Annotated in this window: 20 protein-coding genes; 8 read left to right on the top strand and 12 right to left on the bottom strand. The window is 64.5% G+C overall.

The annotated features are described in order from the left end of the window. Positions 1-44: 44 nt before the first annotated feature. The 4 genes from BRA471DRAFT_RS35460 to BRA471DRAFT_RS35475 all read right to left on the bottom strand — a co-directional run bounded on the left by BRA471DRAFT_RS35460 (position 45) and on the right by BRA471DRAFT_RS35475 (position 2,465). A complete protein-coding gene (locus BRA471DRAFT_RS35460; protein WP_007616055.1) occupies positions 45-593 on the bottom strand; it encodes a GNAT family N-acetyltransferase in 549 nt (182 codons plus the stop codon). A gap of 121 nt (positions 594-714) precedes the next feature. After that, positions 715-1,455, bottom strand: coding sequence for a di-trans,poly-cis-decaprenylcistransferase (locus BRA471DRAFT_RS35465; RefSeq protein ID WP_007616057.1), 741 nt, complete (start codon positions 1,453-1,455; stop codon positions 715-717). Between the two features lie 31 nt (positions 1,456-1,486). After that, positions 1,487-1,861: a transcriptional regulator gene (locus BRA471DRAFT_RS35470; protein WP_007616058.1), complete on the bottom strand. Its 375-nt coding sequence runs from the start codon at positions 1,859-1,861 to the stop codon at positions 1,487-1,489. Further along, positions 1,848-2,465 (bottom strand): hypothetical protein, encoded by a 618-nt coding sequence (locus tag BRA471DRAFT_RS35475; RefSeq protein ID WP_007616059.1) that lies wholly within the window; start codon positions 2,463-2,465, stop codon positions 1,848-1,850. Before BRA471DRAFT_RS35475 ends, BRA471DRAFT_RS35470 begins: the two co-directional genes overlap by 14 nt. 203 nt (positions 2,466-2,668) lie before the next feature. On the opposite strand from BRA471DRAFT_RS35475, the gene BRA471DRAFT_RS35480 reads away from it, so the two are divergent. Next, entirely contained in the window at positions 2,669-3,913 is a 1,245-nt protein-coding gene (locus BRA471DRAFT_RS35480; protein ID WP_035974537.1) for a S1C family serine protease, read from the top strand. Between the two features lie 152 nt (positions 3,914-4,065). On the opposite strand, the gene BRA471DRAFT_RS35485 is transcribed toward BRA471DRAFT_RS35480, so the two are convergent. Further along, on the bottom strand, positions 4,066-5,040 hold the full coding sequence (locus BRA471DRAFT_RS35485; RefSeq protein WP_007616061.1) for a tripartite tricarboxylate transporter substrate binding protein: 975 nt from the start codon (positions 5,038-5,040) through the stop codon (positions 4,066-4,068). Positions 5,041-5,164: 124 nt separating this feature from the next. On the opposite strand from BRA471DRAFT_RS35485, the gene BRA471DRAFT_RS35490 reads away from it, so the two are divergent. Both BRA471DRAFT_RS35490 and BRA471DRAFT_RS35495 read left to right on the top strand, forming a co-directional pair. Beyond that, the gene (locus BRA471DRAFT_RS35490; RefSeq protein ID WP_007616062.1) at positions 5,165-5,584 is read left to right on the top strand and encodes a VOC family protein; all 420 of its coding nucleotides are present in this window, start codon (positions 5,165-5,167) and stop codon (positions 5,582-5,584) included. Positions 5,585-5,766: 182 nt separating this feature from the next. Beyond that, on the top strand, positions 5,767-7,347 hold the full coding sequence (locus BRA471DRAFT_RS35495; protein WP_007616063.1) for an ATP-dependent acyl-CoA ligase: 1,581 nt from the start codon (positions 5,767-5,769) through the stop codon (positions 7,345-7,347). A gap of 93 nt (positions 7,348-7,440) precedes the next feature. Here BRA471DRAFT_RS35495 and BRA471DRAFT_RS35500 read toward each other — a convergent pair whose 3' ends face one another. The 4 genes from BRA471DRAFT_RS35500 to BRA471DRAFT_RS35515 all read right to left on the bottom strand — a co-directional run bounded on the left by BRA471DRAFT_RS35500 (position 7,441) and on the right by BRA471DRAFT_RS35515 (position 11,794). Next, complete coding sequence (locus BRA471DRAFT_RS35500; RefSeq protein WP_007616064.1) at positions 7,441-8,535, bottom strand: HD-GYP domain-containing protein; 1,095 nt, start codon at positions 8,533-8,535, stop codon at positions 7,441-7,443. A gap of 264 nt (positions 8,536-8,799) precedes the next feature. After that, a complete protein-coding gene (locus BRA471DRAFT_RS35505) occupies positions 8,800-11,082 on the bottom strand; it encodes a molybdopterin cofactor-binding domain-containing protein (RefSeq protein ID WP_007616067.1) in 2,283 nt (760 codons plus the stop codon). Then, the gene (locus BRA471DRAFT_RS35510; protein ID WP_007616069.1) at positions 11,079-11,570 is read right to left on the bottom strand and encodes a (2Fe-2S)-binding protein; all 492 of its coding nucleotides are present in this window, start codon (positions 11,568-11,570) and stop codon (positions 11,079-11,081) included. Before BRA471DRAFT_RS35510 ends, BRA471DRAFT_RS35505 begins: the two co-directional genes overlap by 4 nt. Positions 11,571-11,602: 32 nt before the next feature. Continuing rightward, on the bottom strand, positions 11,603-11,794 hold the full coding sequence (locus BRA471DRAFT_RS35515; protein WP_035974540.1) for a hypothetical protein: 192 nt from the start codon (positions 11,792-11,794) through the stop codon (positions 11,603-11,605). 315 nt (positions 11,795-12,109) lie between these two features. On the opposite strand from BRA471DRAFT_RS35515, the gene BRA471DRAFT_RS35520 reads away from it, so the two are divergent. From BRA471DRAFT_RS35520 to BRA471DRAFT_RS35535, 4 genes are all read left to right on the top strand, one after another. Beyond that, positions 12,110-12,874, top strand: a complete 765-nt coding sequence (locus BRA471DRAFT_RS35520; protein WP_007616071.1) for an alpha/beta fold hydrolase — start codon at positions 12,110-12,112, stop codon at positions 12,872-12,874. Positions 12,875-12,898: 24 nt separating this feature from the next. Further along, positions 12,899-13,234: a hypothetical protein gene (locus BRA471DRAFT_RS35525; RefSeq protein WP_007616073.1), complete on the top strand. Its 336-nt coding sequence runs from the start codon at positions 12,899-12,901 to the stop codon at positions 13,232-13,234. A 176-nt stretch (positions 13,235-13,410) separates the two neighbouring features. After that, on the top strand, positions 13,411-14,082 hold the full coding sequence (locus BRA471DRAFT_RS35530) for a dienelactone hydrolase family protein (RefSeq protein WP_007616075.1): 672 nt from the start codon (positions 13,411-13,413) through the stop codon (positions 14,080-14,082). A gap of 171 nt (positions 14,083-14,253) precedes the next feature. After that, positions 14,254-14,733 carry a hypothetical protein gene (locus tag BRA471DRAFT_RS35535; protein ID WP_007616077.1) on the top strand — a complete coding sequence of 160 codons (480 nt, stop codon included), beginning with the start codon at positions 14,254-14,256 and terminating at the stop codon, positions 14,731-14,733. A gap of 1 nt (position 14,734) precedes the next feature. On the opposite strand, the gene BRA471DRAFT_RS35540 is transcribed toward BRA471DRAFT_RS35535, so the two are convergent. From BRA471DRAFT_RS35540 to BRA471DRAFT_RS35550, 3 genes are all read right to left on the bottom strand, one after another. Next, positions 14,735-15,493, bottom strand: a complete 759-nt coding sequence (locus BRA471DRAFT_RS35540; RefSeq protein WP_007616079.1) for a polysaccharide biosynthesis/export family protein — start codon at positions 15,491-15,493, stop codon at positions 14,735-14,737. Positions 15,494-15,745: 252 nt separating this feature from the next. Continuing rightward, the gene (msrA, locus tag BRA471DRAFT_RS35545; protein WP_007616082.1) at positions 15,746-16,402 is read right to left on the bottom strand and encodes a peptide-methionine (S)-S-oxide reductase MsrA; all 657 of its coding nucleotides are present in this window, start codon (positions 16,400-16,402) and stop codon (positions 15,746-15,748) included. 174 nt (positions 16,403-16,576) lie between these two features. Then, positions 16,577-16,894 carry a hypothetical protein gene (locus tag BRA471DRAFT_RS35550; RefSeq protein WP_007616084.1) on the bottom strand — a complete coding sequence of 106 codons (318 nt, stop codon included), beginning with the start codon at positions 16,892-16,894 and terminating at the stop codon, positions 16,577-16,579. A 421-nt stretch (positions 16,895-17,315) separates the two neighbouring features. On the opposite strand from BRA471DRAFT_RS35550, the gene rpsT reads away from it, so the two are divergent. Next, on the top strand, positions 17,316-17,582 hold the full coding sequence (gene rpsT, locus BRA471DRAFT_RS35555) for a 30S ribosomal protein S20 (protein ID WP_007598259.1): 267 nt from the start codon (positions 17,316-17,318) through the stop codon (positions 17,580-17,582). Positions 17,583-17,818: the final 236 nt, after the last annotated feature.

Here is a 17,818-nt window from a genome sequence, read left to right on the forward strand (position 1 = left end):
CGTCTCAGGGAGATACTAGGGCACGATCGGCGTCGCGCGCTTGCTCAAATTTGTGGCAAGCCGCGCACCCGCGACAGACGCTTCGCGAGATGGACCGACTGCCAGTCTCCGAGACCAGTGTCCTCGAACCCTGCCTTCTTCGCAAGGCCGCGCATCTCGGCGTTCACGCGCGCGGTCTCGGCGGCAATCATCTCATGACCGAGATCGCTCGCGTGCCTCTCCATTGCCGTCATCATCCGGAGGCCGACGCCCTGGCGCTGAAAGACATCGGCAACGGACATGGCGAAATCGCCATGCCGTGCAGCCGCATCATAAGCGTATCTGGTTTCGCCGATGATGGTGCCTCGCCCTTCCTGCCTGATCTCGGCGAGCAGGGTGAAATGATCGGGATGGCTGGTCCTGGCGACGCATTCGGCCGCGACCATTGCAAAGTCCGCCCGCGCGCCCATGAAGCGCTTGTTGCGCGATGTCGTGGAGAGGCTCGTGAAATAGATGGTGAGGCTCTCGACATCCGACGCGCCGGCCGGCCTGATACGAAGCGTGGCGTTGGCTTCGGCTGACTCGACAATGGCATCCAGCAATGACTGTGACATGCGCGAGGCTTTCGGCAGGTTGCATCGAATGCACACCTAGCCGAGACCGCGCGCTTACCGCTTGGACGGTACTGCCAATCTTGCGGCCGAAAACGAACAGTTCGTTGCTCAGTGCCGGACCTCACACGCGCGAGAGTGAAGGCACCTCCTCCGGCACGATCGCCTGCAGGCCGCCGAAGCGACGCTCGCGGCCGTGGAAGGAGACCAGGGCCGCGGCGAGATCACCCGCGTCGAATTCGGGCCACATCCGCTCGGTGAAGTGCAGCTCGGCATAGGCACCTTCCCAGAGCAGGAAGTCCGACAGCCGCTTCTCACCCGAAGTGCGGATGATGAGGTCGACGTCGCGCAAACCGGCCTCGCCGGTGACGAGCTGCGAGAACGCCTCGCGGGTGAGGCTCGTCAGCGCCGCCGCCTTCGCCGCCGCGTTGAGGATGGCATCGCGGGCGGAATAGTCGACGGCGATGCGCAGATGAAGCGTGCCGCCGTGCGCGGTGGCATCTTCCGCACGCGCGATCGCGTTAGCAATCCCATCGGGCAGGCGGTCGCGGCGGCCGATCACGGTGAGGCGCACGCCGTTCTTGACCAGGCTCTGCACCTCGTTGGCGAGGTAGAAGCGCAGAAGCGTCATCAGCGCGGCGACCTCGGTCTTCGGTCTTCGCCAATTGTCGGTGGAGAAGGCGTAGAGCGTCAGCGTGCCGATACCCTGCTTGGGCGCGGCTTCGACGATGCGGCGGATCGCCTCGACGCCGGCCTCATGGCCGCGCACGCGTGACAGGCCGCGCCGCGTCGCCCATCTGCCGTTGCCATCCATGATGATGCCGACGTGAAGCTTCTCGTTGCGGGACGCAAGGTCACTTTGCATCGCAAAGTCTCCGGTCAAAAAAGGGGAAGGATCAGGTCGAGACGATACCGAGACGGCCGAGCGGCGCCGCCTCGCGGCCGGCGGCCTTGGCGGCGTCGCGCACCAGGCGTTCGAGCACGGCGAGATAGTCGAGGAAGCGGCGGCGGCCGGCCTTGGTCAGGCGGCAGGTCGTGTGCGGGCGATTGCCCTCATAGCCCTTGGTCACCTCGACGAGGCCGGCTTCCTGGAGCACGGCGAGATGCCGGCTGAGATTGCCGTCGGTGAGGCCGCAGAGCTGCTTGAGATCGGCGAACGCCAGCCCCTTCGGATGCGCCATCAGCGAGGTCAGCAGTCCGAGCCTCGCCTTCTCGTGGATCACGCGGTCCAGTCCTTCATAAGAGAAGGGTGCGCTGTCAATCTTCGACATCATGGTCTCCGGATGCGAAATGCAGAATGCCCGCCATCACCGACTGCCCGATTACGAAGGGCAGGCCCATGGTCCATGGCGACAGCGTGTGGGTTTGGCTCGCGAGCACGACTACCGCGAAGCCGGAGATGAAATACCAGGCGCCGGCGAGCGCCACGGTGCGTGGCAGCGAGCGGACGGAGGCGAAAATGCCGAGCGACACCAGGATCTGCCACAGGCCTGGCAGCAGCCACAGCGTTTCGCCTGCGAACTTCCACATCACCACCGCAAGCAGCACACCGGCAACGCCTGCGGGCAGGAACTGCTCGACGGCCTGGTGGATCATGGCATCGGCGAGGCCCGAATGATGGCGGCGCGAACGTGCGCGCATCTCGACACCGATCATCAGGCCGGAGAGCCCGGCGGCAATGAACCAGCCGAAGAAGAAACCGAGCGGCTCGCCGGTGGGATCGCCGAGCAGCCAGAATTCCAGGATTGCGGTCAGAAGCGCGACCGCACCGGTCGCGGCCATCGTCGCCGGGCCGTAGCCGCGGAATGCCGTGCCAGCCGCGATCTGGCTGCGGATCGCCACGATGTCGGCCAGTGCCTTGTCGAGATCGCGCATTGGCAACGCCAAAACCTCGTTCCGCCCATGTTGCCGGGACTATCGGTCCCCGTTACTTTGTACCGCAAAGTATATCGGATGGCAAAGTAAAGACAAGCCCCCCAGCGCCGCCCGAGAAGTCCGGTCCTCGGCAGACAACTGCCGGTTGCACGACACCTGCTCCCGCAGATAAGATGCACGCGAACGCGCTCTGGGGGGAAAGTATGTGGCTTAGGTCATTCATCGTTGCGTCTTTATTGCAGGTGAGCGTTGGCAGCGTTGCGCACGCGGCCGGGCCATTTGGCAGCGTCAAAATCGGCAACTGGGTCGGCGGCGCGTTCAGCAATGACGAAACGGGAGCCTTCTCGCATTGTGCCGCGACGGCGCCTTATGCCAACGGCGTCATTCTCGTCGTCGGCCAGAATACTGGGGGCTCGTGGATATTGAGCTTTGCGAGTCCCAGCTACCGCTTCAAGCAGGGCGAGAACGCCGCGATCGACGTCATCTTTGACGGACAGGAGCAGGCCAGACTGTTCGCCACGGCCAACCAGACGAACATGCTCAGCTCCGTCATGCCTGCCAACGTGGTACGAACGTTTCAGAAGGCAAGCCTGATGGTCGCGACGAGCGGCCGCACCGTGCTGAATTTCGACCTGACCTCGGCCGGGCCCGTGATTGCGGCATTGGCCAATTGCGTCACCAAGGTGAAAGCCGACGGGCTCGACAAGGCCGGCGATTTTACCAAGATCGCCGCCAAGCCGCAGGCCGCGCCGGACAAGCAGACGCCATCGGCCGGCAGCAAACCTGCCAGAGCCAAGAGCGGCACCGGGTTCGTCGTGAGTGCCAGCGGACACGTCGTCACCAATAACCATGTGATCAGTGGCTGCGTCGGCGACATCAAGGGCAATCTCACGGGCGAAGCCGGGATGGTTTTGCGGGTGGTGTCGAGCGACGCCAACAACGACCTCGCGTTGCTGCAGGCGCCGTCGACGACCACGTTCAAGGAGTTCGCCCGGATCCGCGACCGCTCGATCCGCTCCGGCGATTCCGTCGTCGCGATCGGCTTTCCCTTCCATGGGCTGCTGACTTCGGACTTCACCGTGACGACCGGCATCGTCAGCTCGCTCAGCGGCATGCGCAACGATTCGCGTTTCCTGCAAATCAGTGCGCCGGTGCAGCCCGGCAATAGCGGCGGCCCGCTGTTCGACACCACCGGGCAGATCGTTGGCGTCGTTACGGGAAAGCTGGACGGATTACGGATGGCCGCTGCGACCGGCAACATCCCCGAGAACATCAACTTCGCGATCAAGACCGGCGCGCTGCGCGATTTCCTCGACAACTCCGTGGTGCCCTACCAGACTGCCGAACCGAAGAGCGAGATCAAGACCACCGACATCGCCGGCAACGCGCGGCCGTATACGATGCTGATCTCGTGCAACGGCACGGAGCAGGCTGAGGCGAAGCGGTAGCGGCAAGGCAGGCGGCGTCTGCGCGGCCGCCGCGAAACGCACCACGCCGTTTTATTCCAGATCGACGGGCGTTGGCGTGCAGGAAGCCTTGATACGCAAGAAAAAAGCCCTGCCGAACGGGCAGGGCTCCAATCGCGAACATCACAAGATCGCTACTCGACCTTGAGGCCCGCGAACTCGACAACCTTCTTCCATTTCTCGGTTTCGGCCTTGATCTCCTCGCCGAACGCCTCGGGCGTCTGCGCCCGCGGCTCGCCACCGAGCTCGACCAGGCGCTTGGCCATGTCCGGCTCCTTGATCAGCGTGTTGATCTCGCTGTTGAGCTTGGCGATGACCTCCTTGGGCGTGTTCTTCGGCGCTCCCATGCCGAACAGCGCGCTCGCCTCGTAGCCCTTCACGGTCTCGCCGATCGCCGGCACGTCGCGCAGCTGCGGCGAGCGCTCCGCCGTGGTGACGCCGATGGCGCGGAGCGAGCCGGACCGGATGTGCTGGATGATCGAGGGCATGTTGTCAAAGATCACCTGCACCTGGCCGCCGAGCATGTCGGTGATCGCGGGCGCGGCGCCGCGATAGGGCACGTGCTGCATCTTGCAGCCGGTCAGCGCCATGAACATCTCGCCGGACAGATGCACCGAGGTGCCGTTGCCGGAGGATGCCATGTTGACCTTGCCGGGATTGGCTTTCACGTATTCGATGAATTCGGCGACGGTCTTGGCCGGCACGTCCTTGTTGACGGTCATCACGTTCGGCACGCGCTGGAACGAGGCGACCGGCGCGATGTCGCGCACGAAGTTGAACTTCAGGTTGGAGTAGAGCGAGGCATTGATGTAGTTGGCCGGATTGATCAGTTGCAGCGTATAGCCGTCGGGCTCGGCGTTGACGACCGATTCGGTGGCGATATTATTGCCGGCACCCGGCTTGTTCTCGATCACGAATTGCTGGCCGAACTTCTCCGACAGCCGCTGGCCGATCAGCCGCGCCAGGATGTCGGTGGCCCCGCCCGGCGGATAGCCGACCACCCATTTCACCGGATGGGTCGGATAGTCGGCGGCAAGCGCCTTCGACAGCGGGCTGGCTGCAAGCGGACTGGCGGCGAGCAGGCTCAGCGCGGTACGGCGAGTGATCATCTCAAGGGTTCTCCCAAGTGTTGTTCTTGAAGCCAGATAGCTTGAAAATGGCGTCGGCGCGCTTGTACCAAAGCTTGCCACAGGCGGAAAGTGCACGGGGGGCATCGCGACGAAAGGATAAGGCATGGCGGTCAAGGTCGAAGCTCTCGATCATCTCGTGATCAACGTCGCGGACGTTGCAGTGACCGCCGCGTGGTACGGCAAGATTCTCGGCATGGAAGTCAAGGTGTTCGACCCCGGCGGCGGCAAAGCGCCGCGGACTTCTCTTCAATTCGGTAACCAGAAGATCAACGTCCGGCCGCGCGATGCCGACAAGGTGGAGTGGTTCACCGCGGACTACCAGACCGCCGGCAGCGAGGATCTGTGCTTCCTCACCTCCGCCAGTCCCGACGAGGTGGTGGCGCATTTGAAGGCACATGGCGTCGCGATCGAACAGGGCCCGGCTCCCAAGCAAGGTGCCCGCGGCACCCTGCACTCGGTCTATTGCAGGGATCCGGATGGCAGCCTGATCGAGATTTCGTCATATGAGGACGGCGGCCGGTAAGGCCAAGCCGCCTGCCCCACGCACCGTCATTGCGAGGAGCCCTTGCGACGAAGCCATCCAGGCTGCCTCCGGGGAGAGATTCTGGATTGCTTCGCTCCGCTCGCAATGACGGCGGAGAGAGCAGGAAGACGCAATCATCAAAGCGCGGCCGCCGGCAAGATGCAGGCTGCACGGGAGGACACATGCCGAATTCGCAAGCCGCCGCCGGAATCGTGGGACCGTTCGACGGGCTCGATGTGCCCTGGCTGCTGAAGATGCGGGCCGAGGTGCGCAGCTCACATCCGTTCCTGATCTGGGCGCCGTTCGATGCGCCCGCGCGGCGCTGGAGCTATGGCGAGTTTCACGAGCGGGTCGGCGCGCTCGCGGCGGGACTGGCGAAGCGCGGCGTGAAGCCGGGCGAGTATGTGCTCATTCACCTCGACAATTGCATCGAGGCGCTGCTGGCCTGGTTCGCCTGTGTCGAACTCGGCGCCATCGCGGTGACCACCAACACGCGCTCGGCGCCGGCCGAGCTCGACTATTTTGCCGATCATTGCGGCGCAGTCGCCGCGATCACCCAGCCGGCCTATGCCGAGATCGTCGCGCAGAATTGCCGCAACATCCGCTGGATGGCGGTGACCTCGCACGATGCGGGCGCGGCGCCCGCGAACCCGGTCTCACGCGGCGACAGCTTTGAGGAGTTGTTCGCCGACAGTGCCGACCGTCCCAGGCGCGCGACCGATCCGCTCGCGCCGTGCAGCGTGCAATACACCTCGGGCACGACATCCCGCCCCAAGGCGGTGCTGTGGACCCATGCCAACGCGCTGTGGGGCGCCAAGGTCAACGCCGCGCACGAGGACCTGCACGCAAGCGACGTGCATCAGACCTATCTGCCGCTGTTCCACACCAACGCGCTGGCCTATTCGATGCTGGCGACGCTATGGGTCGGTGCCACCTGCGTGATCCAGCCGCGCTTTTCCGCCAGCCGGTTCTGGGGCGCCGCGCGCGAGCACGGCTCGACCTGGACCTCGACGATCCCGTTCTGCATGAAGGCGCTGCTCGAGCAGGAAATCCCGAGCGATCACAAATTCCGTCTGTGGGGCACGGCGATCAACGAGCCGCCGGCCTTCGCCGCCTTCGGCGTCAAGATCATCGGCTGGTGGGGCATGACCGAGACCATCACCCACGGCATCGTCGGCGAGATCGACCAGCCCAACATCCCGATGTCGATCGGCCGCGCCGCGAGCGAATACCAGATCCGCATCACCGATGACGACGGCCGGCCGACGAAGGTCGGCGACACCGGCAACCTCTCGATCAAGGGCATTGTCGGGCTGTCGCTGTTCGCTGAATATCTGCACAACGAGAAGGCGACACGCGAGAGCTTCGACGAGCACGGCTTCTTTCTCACCGGCGACCGCGTGGTGCGGCTGGAGAACGGCACTATTCGCTTCGGAGATCGGAGCAAGGACATGCTCAAGGTCGGCGGCGAGAACGTCGCCGCGTCCGAGATCGAGCAGGTGATCGCAGTCGTCCCCGGCGTGCGCGAGGCCGCCGTGGTGGCGAAGACGCATCCAATGCTGGACGAGGTGCCGGTCGTCTTCATCATCCCGCAGGGTGGCGTCGCGGGTGCACGGCCCGATCTCCACGAGGCGGTGATGGCCGCCTGCCGCGCCGGTCTCGCCGACTTCAAGGTGCCGCGCGAGATCCGTTTCGTCGACGACATGCCGCGCTCGACGCTGGAGAAGGTGGCGAAGGCGGAGCTGAGGAAGATGGTGGGCTGAGTTTTTCTGTCGTTCCGGGGCGGTGCGAAGCACCGAACCCGGAACCTCGAGATTCCGGGTTCGCGCTTCGCGCGCCCCGGAATGACTCCTAAATCAGAACGATCCCAGCGCCACCGGGCGGAACGCCTGCAACAGCTGCTGGTCCAGCTTGCCGCCCATGCCTTCCATCATCGCAAACGCGCGCGCGTGGGTGAAAGGCATGCGATAGGCGCGCTTCTCCACGAGGGCCGCGTAGATGTCGACGATGGTCGTGACCCGCACGATATCGCTGATCTGGTTCGACGAGAGATTGTTGGGATAGCCGGAGCCATCGAGGAACTCGTGGTGGTGCAGCACGACGTCCAGCATCTCCGGCGGGAAACCGCCTTGAGCTGCGAGCGCGTCATAGCCGCGGCGCGGATGCTGGCGGATTTCGGCCATCTCCTCGTCGGTGAGCTTGCCGGGCTTGTCGAGCAGCGCGGAGGGAACGAAGGCCTTGCCGACGTCGTGCAGCAGCGCGGCACGGGTCAGCCGGCGCTGGTCGTCCTCGCGCATGCCGAGGTGCTGGGCGAAGGAGACCGCAAATCCGGTCACGAACAGGCAGTGGCGGTAGCTGCCGACATGGTGGCACCCCACCGTGGTGAGCCACTCGCGCAGCGAGGAGTGCTTGATCGCCTTCAGGATCTTGCTCTCGGCGGCGATGACGTCGTCGAACGTGAGAGGCACCCCGAGCGGCAGCTTCTCGAACATCTTCTTCAGCACCGCGTGCGCGGCCTCGACGCCGCGATTGAGCGTCTTGCCGCGATCGGTCGCGTCGTAGACGGCGGTGTCGGGGAAGGCCGCACGGATGCGCTGCAGGATGTCCTCGGGCTGAAGCGGCCGCGAGATGGTGTCGGTGGCGCCTAGCGCCCAGGCCTGCATGGTGCCGTGATGCAGGGCGTCCGCAAGCACGAACAAACGAGGCATCGCGCGATAGGCGTCGCCGCGCAGCTTGTTGCGCACCCGCTGCACGCTCTCGGGCGAGCGCAGATTGATATCGACCACGAGGCCGGAGAGATCGCGCGAGGGCTGCTCGGGGAGCTCCTGCGTCGTCACTGTCGCAACGTCGCCGACCGCCTTGAGGATGCTGGCGAGTTCGGTGCTCTCGTCGCTCCGGTCGGAGGCGAGCAGAAGCCGGCGTTTAGCGGCGGGTTTGGCTGAGGCGTTCATGGCTTCCCCAAGAGCACGGGCGTGTTTCGGGCGAAAGCCTAAGCCGGATCAGGTTCTCCGGCCCTTAAGAGGCGTGCTCAATGGAACCCTGCGGAATCAAGGACAATTTTACGGAACTCGGTTCCCCGGCGGTTCCAATCAAAAACCTCGAAAACAACCCCATGCACAGTAGAGATGTGCTTGCAAACACAGAGCTTTTTTAACGACGAATCCGCCGGAGGCTGCCCCCCGGCGGATCATGTCAGGTCACAATCGCAACCAGCCTTACGCCTTCATCGCGCCCTTCACGGCCTCCGCCGTGATCGGCAGGGCCCGGACGCGGGCGCCTGAGGCGTTGAAGATGGCGTTGCCGATCGCCGGTGCGATCACCGTCACGGCAGGCTCGCCGACGCCGGTGGCCTTTTCGCCATTGGCGATCACGGCGATCGCGACCTCCGGCACCTGGCTCATGCGCAAGGGCGTGTAGCTGTCGAAATTGGTCTGTTCGATGCCACCATCCTTGAGCGTCGCCTTCTCGTACAGCGCCAGCGACAGGCCCCACAGCGCCGCGCCCTCGACCTGGGCGCGGATGTTGTCGGGATGCACCTGCGTGCCGACGTCGGTGGCGACCGTGAGCTTCTTCACGGTCACCTCGCCCGACGGCGCGACGGCGACGTGGGCGACGCAGGCCGTCCAGCTTGCGGTCGCGCGTTCCTGCGACGACACGCAGGCGACGCCCATGCCTTCACCCTTCGGCAGCTTCCTGCTGCCGTAGCCGGCAAGGCCCATCGCGGCGAGCAGCGTGTTGCGCAGCCGCTGCGCGCCGCCGTCGTTCTTGCCGGCGCCGTCGAGAAGCGAGATGCGGAACTGCGCGGGGTCCTTACCCGCGGCAACCGCGATCTCGTCGATCATGCTTTCGACCGCCCAGAAGGTCCAGCCCGGCGCGACCGAGCGGAGCTGGCCGGACGGCGTGGCGTTGTGCGCCATCTCGTTCTTGATCGCGCGCACATGATGGTTGGGCACGGTGTAGAAGAAGTCGGCCCCGTTCACCGTGAAGGAGTCGAGCGGACCCTTCTTGTCGACCGAGGGTGTCAGGAAATCGGGGATTCCCCAGCGCTGGGTCGGCCAGGCCGAAACCACGTCGTGGCTGAGCGCGACGAGCTTGCCGTCGCCGTCCACGCCGGCCTTCACTTTCTGGTAGGTGAGCGGACGCGAGAAATCCATCGTCATGTCGTTCTCGCGCGTGTAGATCACCTTCACCGGCTTGCCGATGGCCTTCGCCGCCTGCACCGCCGGAATCATCATGTCAGCATCGAGCCTGCGGCCAAAGCCGCCGCCGAGCCACATCTGGTGCATGACAACGAACTTCGGATCGATCCCGGCCGCTCCCGCCGCGATCGCGCCGGAGCGCGTTGCGAACTGATTGCCGGAATAGATGTGCAGGATGTCGCCCTTGAACTCCGCAGTGGCGTTCATCGGCTCCATCGGCGCGTGGATATTGATGCTGGTGGTGTACTCCGCCTCCAACACCTTGGCCGCCGTGCCGAACGCCGCCGCGGGATCGCCGTCCTTGACGAAGAATTGCCCGGAATCCTCCAGCTTCTGAAGCCGCTTGGCCTCGTCGAGCAGCGACTGGCTCGACACCTTTGCGTTGGGGCCGCCGTCATAGGCGATCTTCAGCGCCTGCGCCGCTTTCTTGGCATTGGCGTAGGTGTTGGCCACCGCCACGACCCAGCCTGACGTCGTCTGCGTCTTGTCGTCGAGGGTGACGGCCTTGATGAAGCCCGGCACCTTCTTGGCGGCACTGTCGTCGACCGATTTGACCGTGGCGCCGAAGCGCACCGGCGGCGTCACCACCGCGCCATAGGCCATGCCCGGCAGCATCACGTCGATGCCGTATTTGGCCGTGCCATTGGTCTTGGAGGGGATGTCGAGCTGCGGCACCGACACGCCGATCATGGTGTATTGATCCGGCGTCTTCAGCTTGATCGCCTTGAGCTCGTCCGGCGTGAAGGTTTTTGTCGCCTTGCCGCTCTTGACGACATCGGCGAACGACATCGTCTTCTTCGACTTCGGGTGCGAGATCATGGAATCGCGCACCACGAGTTCTGACGCCGGCACGCCCATCGCGGCGGCCGCACCTTCCGTCAACGCCATCCGTCCGGCGGCGCCGGCCCGGCTCATGGCCTCGAAGTTCATCATGGTCGACCAGCTGCCGCCGGTGATCTGCGCACCCAGCACGGGGTCGTTGAACTTCGGATCGTTGGAGGCGAGGTTGACCCGCATGTCGCTCCACTTCGCGCCCAGTTCTTCGGCCACGATCTGCGCCATGGTGGAGGCGATGTGCTGGCCCATGTCGGCCTTGCCGCAGGTCACGGTGACGAGACCATCGGGCGCGATCGCGTACCAGACGCTGGGCTCGAAGTTCGAAGGCGCCGCAAGCGCCTCGCCGATGCCGGGCACGCCGGCATAGCCGAGCACGAGGCCGGTTGCGGCGGTGCCGACCAGGAAGGAGCGGCGGCTGAGATCGGTCGCCTCGGGCGCAACATTATTCACGTGCTTGTTCATGTGGGCCTCCGTTCGTTGCCGGAGGCGGATGCGGTGCGCATCTCGGTTGCGGCGCGCATGATTGCCTTCTGGATCCGCGAATAGGTCATGCAACGGCAGAGATTGCCGTCCATATGCGCCACGACCTCTTCCTTGGTCGGATTGGGATTCTTCGCCAGCAGCGACGCCGCCTGCATGATCTGCCCGGACTGGCAGTAGCCGCATTGCGGCACCTGCTCGGCGATCCACGCCTTCTGCAAGGGATGGTCGCCCTTGGCGGCGAGGCCTTCGATGGTGGTGATCTTCTTGCCGGCGACATCGCCGACCATGGTCTGGCACGAACGCACGGCTTCGCCGTTGACGTGAACGGTGCAGGCCCCGCACAGGCCGGCACCGCAGCCGAACTTGGTGCCGGTCATCTGCAATTGCTCGCGGATCGCCCAGAGGAGCGGCGTGTCGTTCGCCGCATCCACGGACAGACTCCGCCCGTTGATGGTGAGAGTTGGCATAGGCGTCTTCCCCTGCCGGTGCATGAAGCCGCTTACGGCGGCAACTTGTGTTGACGGACGCCCACCGGGCCGGCGCCAGCCTTGCTCGCAAGAATGATCGGGTTCAGGCGCAGAGGCAAATGCAATTTGGAATCGATCGAAACAAACACCGGCGCGCGCATCTTGTGCGTTGCGAGAACAGCGGTGATGCAGCGGCTGAACGCAACAGAGTGCACGCCAATCATGCAGGCTATCGCGTCACGGCGGTTTCTTCCAGGTAACTTGGCGGGCTAGAGTACGAGCCCACGTTGGGCGTCCCTTCTCCCCTTGCGGGAGAAGGTGGCATAGGCGGCCTTCGGCCGCCGTTCTAAAATGGACGCCGAAGCGAAGCTTCGGCTACGGCGCCGGATGAGGGGTATCTCTCCGCGGCCTCAACAGACAGTTTCGTGCGCGGATAGAACCCCTCACCCGTCTCGCCGCTTACGCGGCGAGCCACCCTCTCCCGCAAGGGGAGAGGGTGCACCGTCGTCGCGGCGAGAACAGAACAAAGGACGGAAACAATGCCTGGGATCAATAGGGACGGCGTCGAAATCTACTACGAGGTTCATGGCGAAGGTCCATCGCTGCTGCTCACCCACGGCTATTCGTCGACGTCGGCGATGTGGCATGGGCAGGTGGAGGCGCTTGCCAGGGATCACAAGCTGATCTTGTGGGACATGCGCGGTCACGGCCAGTCCGATTATCCCGACGATCCCGCCGCCTACAGCGAAGCGCTCACGGTCGGCGACATCGCCGCGATCCTCGATGCGGTCGGCACTGAGCGCGCCATCATCGGCGGGCTGTCGCTCGGCGGCTACATGTCGCTCGCCTTCACTCGCGCGCATCCAAAGCGCGTCCGCGCGCTGCTGATCATCGACACCGGCCCCGGCTTCAAGAAGGACGACGCACGCGAGGCCTGGAACGCGCGGGCGCTCGCCACTGCCGACAAGTTCGATCGCGAAGGGCTCGACGTGCTGAAGGCGGCGACGCGCGAGCGCGCCACCGCGAACCATCGCAATGCCAGGGGATTGGCGCTCGCCGCACGCGGCATGCTGACCCAGCGCGATGCGAAGGTGATCGAGCTGCTGCCGGAGATCAAGATGCCCAGCCTGATCGTCATCGGCGCCGACGACACGCCGTTCCTCGCTGCGTCGGACTACATGGCGGCGAAAATTCCCGGCGCACAAAAAATCGTGATCCCCGCGGCCGGACACGCCGTCAACATCGATCAGCCGCAGGCTTTTGTTGACGCGGTGCTGCCTTTCCTGAAGAACTTGCCGGAATAGGACGATCTGACGGGAACACAGGCAATGAAGCGAGCGATGTTGGCTGCGGGCGCGGTGTTGCTGTCAGTATCCGCGCAAGCCGAGCCGTTCGGCGGGACACCGCCCCGCCTGCCCTTCGTCGCGACCTTGTCGAACAACACGCCGCTCGCCTTCGGCATGGATGCCGGGCAAACCGCGCGGGCGCTGGGGCAACCGCTGCAATATGTACGGGGACGTCCCGGCAACGAGATATATCTCGCGCTTCGCAACATCGGCGGCAGCGGACTGATCCCGTACCGTCACCGCCTGTTCCTGCAATTCCGTCATGGCCGGCTGGCGGGATGGAAGGAGGATTACGGCGAGAACTGGATGTGGGAGTGAGAGCGGGCGCACAAGCGCATCCCCTCATCCTGAGGAGCTTGCAATGCAAGCGTCTCGAAGGATGAAGGCCCCCGCTGCTGCATCTCGGCCTCTATCCTTCGAGACGCGCGCCAAGGGCGCGCTCCTCAGGATGAGGGGTGAGATTTGAGTTCGTAATAACAAGAAGGACAACCCACGTGGGACAAGACATCAAGCTGACGGCCTCCGACAATTTCCAGCTCGGTGCCTATCGCGCTGACCCCGCGGGGACGGCGAAGGGGGCGGTGGTGGTGATCCAGGAAATTTTTGGGGTCAACCATCACATCCGCTCGGTCTGCGATCGCCTCGCCGGGGAAGGCTATGTCGCGATCGCCCCGTCGATCTTCGACCGGACCTCGCCGGGCTTCCAGTCCGGCTACACGCCCGACGAGATCGCGGAAGCGCGCAAGTTCGTTGCCAATCCGGATTGGGACGCGATGCTGCGCGACACGCAGGCGGCGATCGATGCGGTGAAGAGCGTCGGCCCGGTCGGCATCATCGGCTTTTGCCTGGGCGGCAGCGTCGCCTTCGTCGCGGCGACGCGGCTGTCCGGCCTGAAGGCCGCGATCGGCTATTACGGCGGCGCCGTCGTGCGCTTCGCCGACGAAACACCCAAAGTGCCGACGCAGCTGCATTTTGGCGAGAAGGATGCCGGCATTCCCCAGACCGACGTCGAAACCATCAAGGCGAAACGTCCCGATGTCGAGGTCTTCGTCTATCCGGGCGCCCAGCACGGCTTCCATTGCGACGAGCGGGCGAGCTACGACAAGGCCAGCGCCGACATCGCCTGGCCGCGCAGCATGGAATTTTTCGCCAGGCATTTAAAATAGCCGGCCGTCATGCGCGGGCTTGACCCGGGCATCCATCAGGCGAAGCTTTTCGTCGATTGATGGATTGCCGGGTCAGGCCCGCAATGACACCTCAGCAGGAATCGGGTGGCTGCATCCTGCTGCCCGGCGATAGAGCTGGCCGATCAAGCCAACTCACGCCGGGAGATCGTCATGCAGCAGGCCAATACGAACATCGTCATCCGCAATCCGTTCGGCACCATGGACGTGCCCGCGCCGGATGATCGCGACGTCATGGATTATGCCGCAATCGCCACGCTTGCCGGCGATGCCGCCGACCTCAACGCGGCGGCTTGGGCAAAAATCGCGGCACGGTCAGACCCGCTCGACGGTATCTGGGCCAGCCGCTGGAATGGCGGCGCAGATCCGACCATTGCCGGCGATACGCCGCAAGCCTGGAAAGAAGGACGCGCGGAAGTGCGGGTCGCAGGCGGACGCATCTATCTGCGCTTCGATTGGGATCACGGCCGACGGCACGGGCTGATCGATGCTGCGCGCGAGGGCGCGCGCCTGGTGGGGAAATACATCAACCTAACCAATCCCGCGATCACGCGGCCATGGATCGGGCGCGTGGTCGATGCCGCGCGCATCGACGGATGTTTTCCGAACGGGCGGCTGGATTTCAGAAGGTGAGCTAGAACCAGCGTTCGCCGACGAACACGGTGTCGCCGGGGCTCAAGGGAGTGCCGAGCGGCACCACGGCGCGCATGGCGCCGCCGGCTTCGGTGTGCGTAACGGTGACCACGTCGCGCTTGGCGCGCGGCGAGAAGCCGCCGGCGATCGCGACGGCGCTTTCGACCGTCATGTTCGGCACGTAAGGATACTGGCCAGGCGCGGAGACTTCGCCGAGAATGAAGAACGGGCGATAGGCCTCGATCTCGACGGCGACGGAGGGCTCGCGGATGTAGCCGTTGCGCAGCCGTGCGGCGATCTCGCCGGCAAGGCCCGCCGGCGTGCGGCCGCGTGCCGGCACGCCGCCGATCAGCGGCATGGTGATGGAGCCGCCGGCGTCGATCGCGTAGCTGTTGGTGAGACCTTCCTGGCCGTAGACCACGACGCGCAGCCTGTCGCCGGCATCGAGATGGTAAGAGGCGTCATAGCGAACAGGCGCCGCCATCGGCGCGGCATAACCGACCGGCATGGGCGCCGGCGAGGAGGCAAAGGAATTGCTGAGCGCTGCGATGGCGCCGCCGCCGCTGCCGACGACGACCGGCTGCGGCGCGTTGTACGGCTGGCCATAGGCCATCGAATCGAGATCGGCGCGCGGCTGCACATAGGCGACGGGACCAGCGGTTTGCATGCAGCCGCCAAGGGTCAGCGCGGCGGACGCTGCCAAGGACGCTGCCAAGGACGCTGCCAACTTCGACCATCGAAACGCGCGTGCAACCGGCACCGGACCTATCCCTCGAAACGAGACAGATCCAGTGATGCACCGGTTATGGTTAATAAAGCGTTGAGGGGGCGGGTGGCGCCTCAGCAGCGTGAGCAAAGGGGCAAGGTGCGCTCCCTCTCCCGCTTGCGGGAGAGGGTTGGGGAGAGGGTGTCTCCGCACAGGGACTGTCCCCCAGAGGATAGAACCCTCACCCGGCGCTATGCGCCGACCTCCCCCGCAAGCGAGAGAGGTGCACCACCTTCGTGGTTAGACCTACGCGCTCACACCCGCGCCGATCGGGCAGGACACGCCGGTGCCGCCCAGGCCACAATAGCCGGCGGGATTCTTGGCCAGATATTGCTGATGATAGTCCTCGGCAAAGTAGAATTCGCCGGCGGGTGCGATCTCGGTGGTGATGGTGCCGAGACCTTTTGCAGTAAGCGCCTTCTGATAGAGCACCTTCGATTGATCGGCCGCTTTCTTCTGCGCGTGTGAAGTGGTGTAGATCGCGCTTCGATATTGCGTGCCGACGTCGTTGCCCTGACGCATGCCTTGCGTCGGGTTGTGGCTCTCCCAGAACGTCTTCAACAGCTTCTCGTACGACACCTTGTTCGGATCGAACACGACCAGCACCACTTCGGTGTGACCGGTGCGGCCCGAGCAGGTCTCTTCATAGGTCGGGTTCGGCGTGTGGCCGCCGGCATAGCCGACGGCGGTGGCGTAAACGCCCTCGCCGAGCTCCCAGAACTTGCGCTCGGCGCCCCAGAAGCAGCCGAGCCCGAACACGGCCTGCTCGAGACCAGCGGGATAAGGCGGCTGCAACTTCGCGCCGTTGACGAAATGGGTGGTCGCGGTCGGAATGGCTTGCGCACGGCCCGGCAGCGCTTCCGTGGCGCTCGGCAATGCGGTGGTTTTGCGCATGAACAGCATGGACGGATCTCCAAGAACGAGCTGCCCGTCGCCAAGGACAAGCTATTGAGCCAAGGCAATGAGCCAAGCGCTCAGGCGGCGCGCTCGCGATCAGTTGGGAATATAGGTCTTTACGCGCAAAGGGGCAGCCCTGTTACGCCGCGCGCGGCCGCTTCAGTCGCGCGAATTGAAAGCTCAATCCCGGGAATAGCCGATCAGCGGCTTGCGCGGGCGGAACAGGATCATCAGGAGGATGCCGAGAATGCCGAGGACAGCGAAAACCGGCTGATCCAGCACCAGCCGGATCACCGAGGTCCAGAGCCAGGGCGCCTTGGCCTCGACCCAGGTCCGGAATGCCGTCTGGCTGGCCTGATTGATGTCGTTCCAGAACTGGCCGAAGCGGGTGAACCGCAGGGTCTGGTCGGCCACCCAGCGGGCGCCGTCATAGACCATGAAGATGAACCCGCCGGCGAGCAGCAACAGCCCAATCAGTCGGAAAAAGCCGCGGATCATGCCTCACCCTATATAGTCGTCCGATCGGACGACCCTCGGAACGCCGCCAGCCAATACAAGGGAGACGGCAGAAATTCAACCTCTTCAGGGCGTTACGGCACTCATCCCCACCCTGAGGGGCTGCTTTTGCAGCCCGGGAAAGCGTTGACGGTGCCAAAGACCCTCTCTATAAGGGCGCCAACTGGCGGCGGGCGCAATCCTGCCGCCGCTGTTCTTTGAGCAGATGCAGGCTCCTTGGGCTTAGAGGCTCTTTGGGCTTAGAGGCTCCTTGGGGCCTCAGAGACAGCCGCAAGGCCGTCGCTCTTGTTCCAGGAATAGCCTAGCAACCGAACACCCTAATTCCGAGCGTCGATTACGCGGTCAAGCAAGCCGGCGCTACCCGACCAAGACGCGACCGGTACCCGCAAAGGACATTGAGACCATGGCCAATACCACCTCCGCCAAGAAAGCGACGCGCAAGATCGCCCGCCGCACCGCCGTCAACAAGTCGCGCCGCACCCAGATGCGCGGTGCCGTGCGTAACGTCGAAGAAGCGATCAAGACCGGCGATCGCGCCGCTGCCGTGACGGCGCTGGCGAATGCCGAGCCCGCCTTGATGCGCGCCGCGCAGCGAAACATCATTCATAAGAACAATGCCAGCCGCAAAGTCTCGCGGCTCACCGCGCAGATCGCCAAGCTCGCCAAGTAAGCTCACCAAGTAAGCTCGCGAGTGATCTAGCAGCATTCGTTCGATCGGACGATCCGGTCGCACATCGCATACGTCAAACAGCCCGGCATCACGCCGGGCTTTTTTGTTGCTTGCCATATTCACGCAAGCAGTCACGCACCGAGCGACCTTCGATCGGAGGATTGCGGCGTTTGCACCATGACGTGTCCCGTAGTTTTACCTGCGAACGGTTTTGCAACAGCGGAAACTTCCACCGC

The organism is Bradyrhizobium sp. WSM471 (genome assembly GCF_000244915.1).
Classification (GTDB): Bacteria; Pseudomonadota; Alphaproteobacteria; order Rhizobiales; family Xanthobacteraceae; genus Bradyrhizobium.

Bases quoted from the DNA above. Each gene is read 5' to 3' on its own strand.
- BRA471DRAFT_RS35460 (WP_007616055.1), bottom strand. From the start codon at position 593: ATGTCACAGTCATTGCTGGATGCCATTGTCGAGTCAGCCGAAGCCAAC.
- BRA471DRAFT_RS35465 (WP_007616057.1), bottom strand. From the start codon at position 1,455: ATGCAAAGTGACCTTGCGTCCCGCAACGAGAAGCTTCACGTCGGCATC.
- BRA471DRAFT_RS35470 (WP_007616058.1), bottom strand. From the start codon at position 1,861: ATGTCGAAGATTGACAGCGCACCCTTCTCTTATGAAGGACTGGACCGC.
- BRA471DRAFT_RS35475 (WP_007616059.1), bottom strand. From the start codon at position 2,465: ATGCGCGATCTCGACAAGGCACTGGCCGACATCGTGGCGATCCGCAGC.
- BRA471DRAFT_RS35480 (WP_035974537.1), top strand. From the start codon at position 2,669: ATGTGGCTTAGGTCATTCATCGTTGCGTCTTTATTGCAGGTGAGCGTT.
- BRA471DRAFT_RS35485 (WP_007616061.1), bottom strand. From the start codon at position 5,040: ATGATCACTCGCCGTACCGCGCTGAGCCTGCTCGCCGCCAGTCCGCTT.
- BRA471DRAFT_RS35490 (WP_007616062.1), top strand. From the start codon at position 5,165: ATGGCGGTCAAGGTCGAAGCTCTCGATCATCTCGTGATCAACGTCGCG.
- BRA471DRAFT_RS35495 (WP_007616063.1), top strand. From the start codon at position 5,767: ATGCCGAATTCGCAAGCCGCCGCCGGAATCGTGGGACCGTTCGACGGG.
- BRA471DRAFT_RS35500 (WP_007616064.1), bottom strand. From the start codon at position 8,535: ATGAACGCCTCAGCCAAACCCGCCGCTAAACGCCGGCTTCTGCTCGCC.
- BRA471DRAFT_RS35505 (WP_007616067.1), bottom strand. From the start codon at position 11,082: ATGAACAAGCACGTGAATAATGTTGCGCCCGAGGCGACCGATCTCAGC.
- BRA471DRAFT_RS35510 (WP_007616069.1), bottom strand. From the start codon at position 11,570: ATGCCAACTCTCACCATCAACGGGCGGAGTCTGTCCGTGGATGCGGCG.
- BRA471DRAFT_RS35515 (WP_035974540.1), bottom strand. From the start codon at position 11,794: ATGATTGGCGTGCACTCTGTTGCGTTCAGCCGCTGCATCACCGCTGTT.
- BRA471DRAFT_RS35520 (WP_007616071.1), top strand. From the start codon at position 12,110: ATGCCTGGGATCAATAGGGACGGCGTCGAAATCTACTACGAGGTTCAT.
- BRA471DRAFT_RS35525 (WP_007616073.1), top strand. From the start codon at position 12,899: ATGAAGCGAGCGATGTTGGCTGCGGGCGCGGTGTTGCTGTCAGTATCC.
- BRA471DRAFT_RS35535 (WP_007616077.1), top strand. From the start codon at position 14,254: ATGCAGCAGGCCAATACGAACATCGTCATCCGCAATCCGTTCGGCACC.
- msrA (WP_007616082.1), bottom strand. From the start codon at position 16,402: ATGCTGTTCATGCGCAAAACCACCGCATTGCCGAGCGCCACGGAAGCG.
- BRA471DRAFT_RS35550 (WP_007616084.1), bottom strand. From the start codon at position 16,894: ATGATCCGCGGCTTTTTCCGACTGATTGGGCTGTTGCTGCTCGCCGGC.
- rpsT (WP_007598259.1), top strand. From the start codon at position 17,316: ATGGCCAATACCACCTCCGCCAAGAAAGCGACGCGCAAGATCGCCCGC.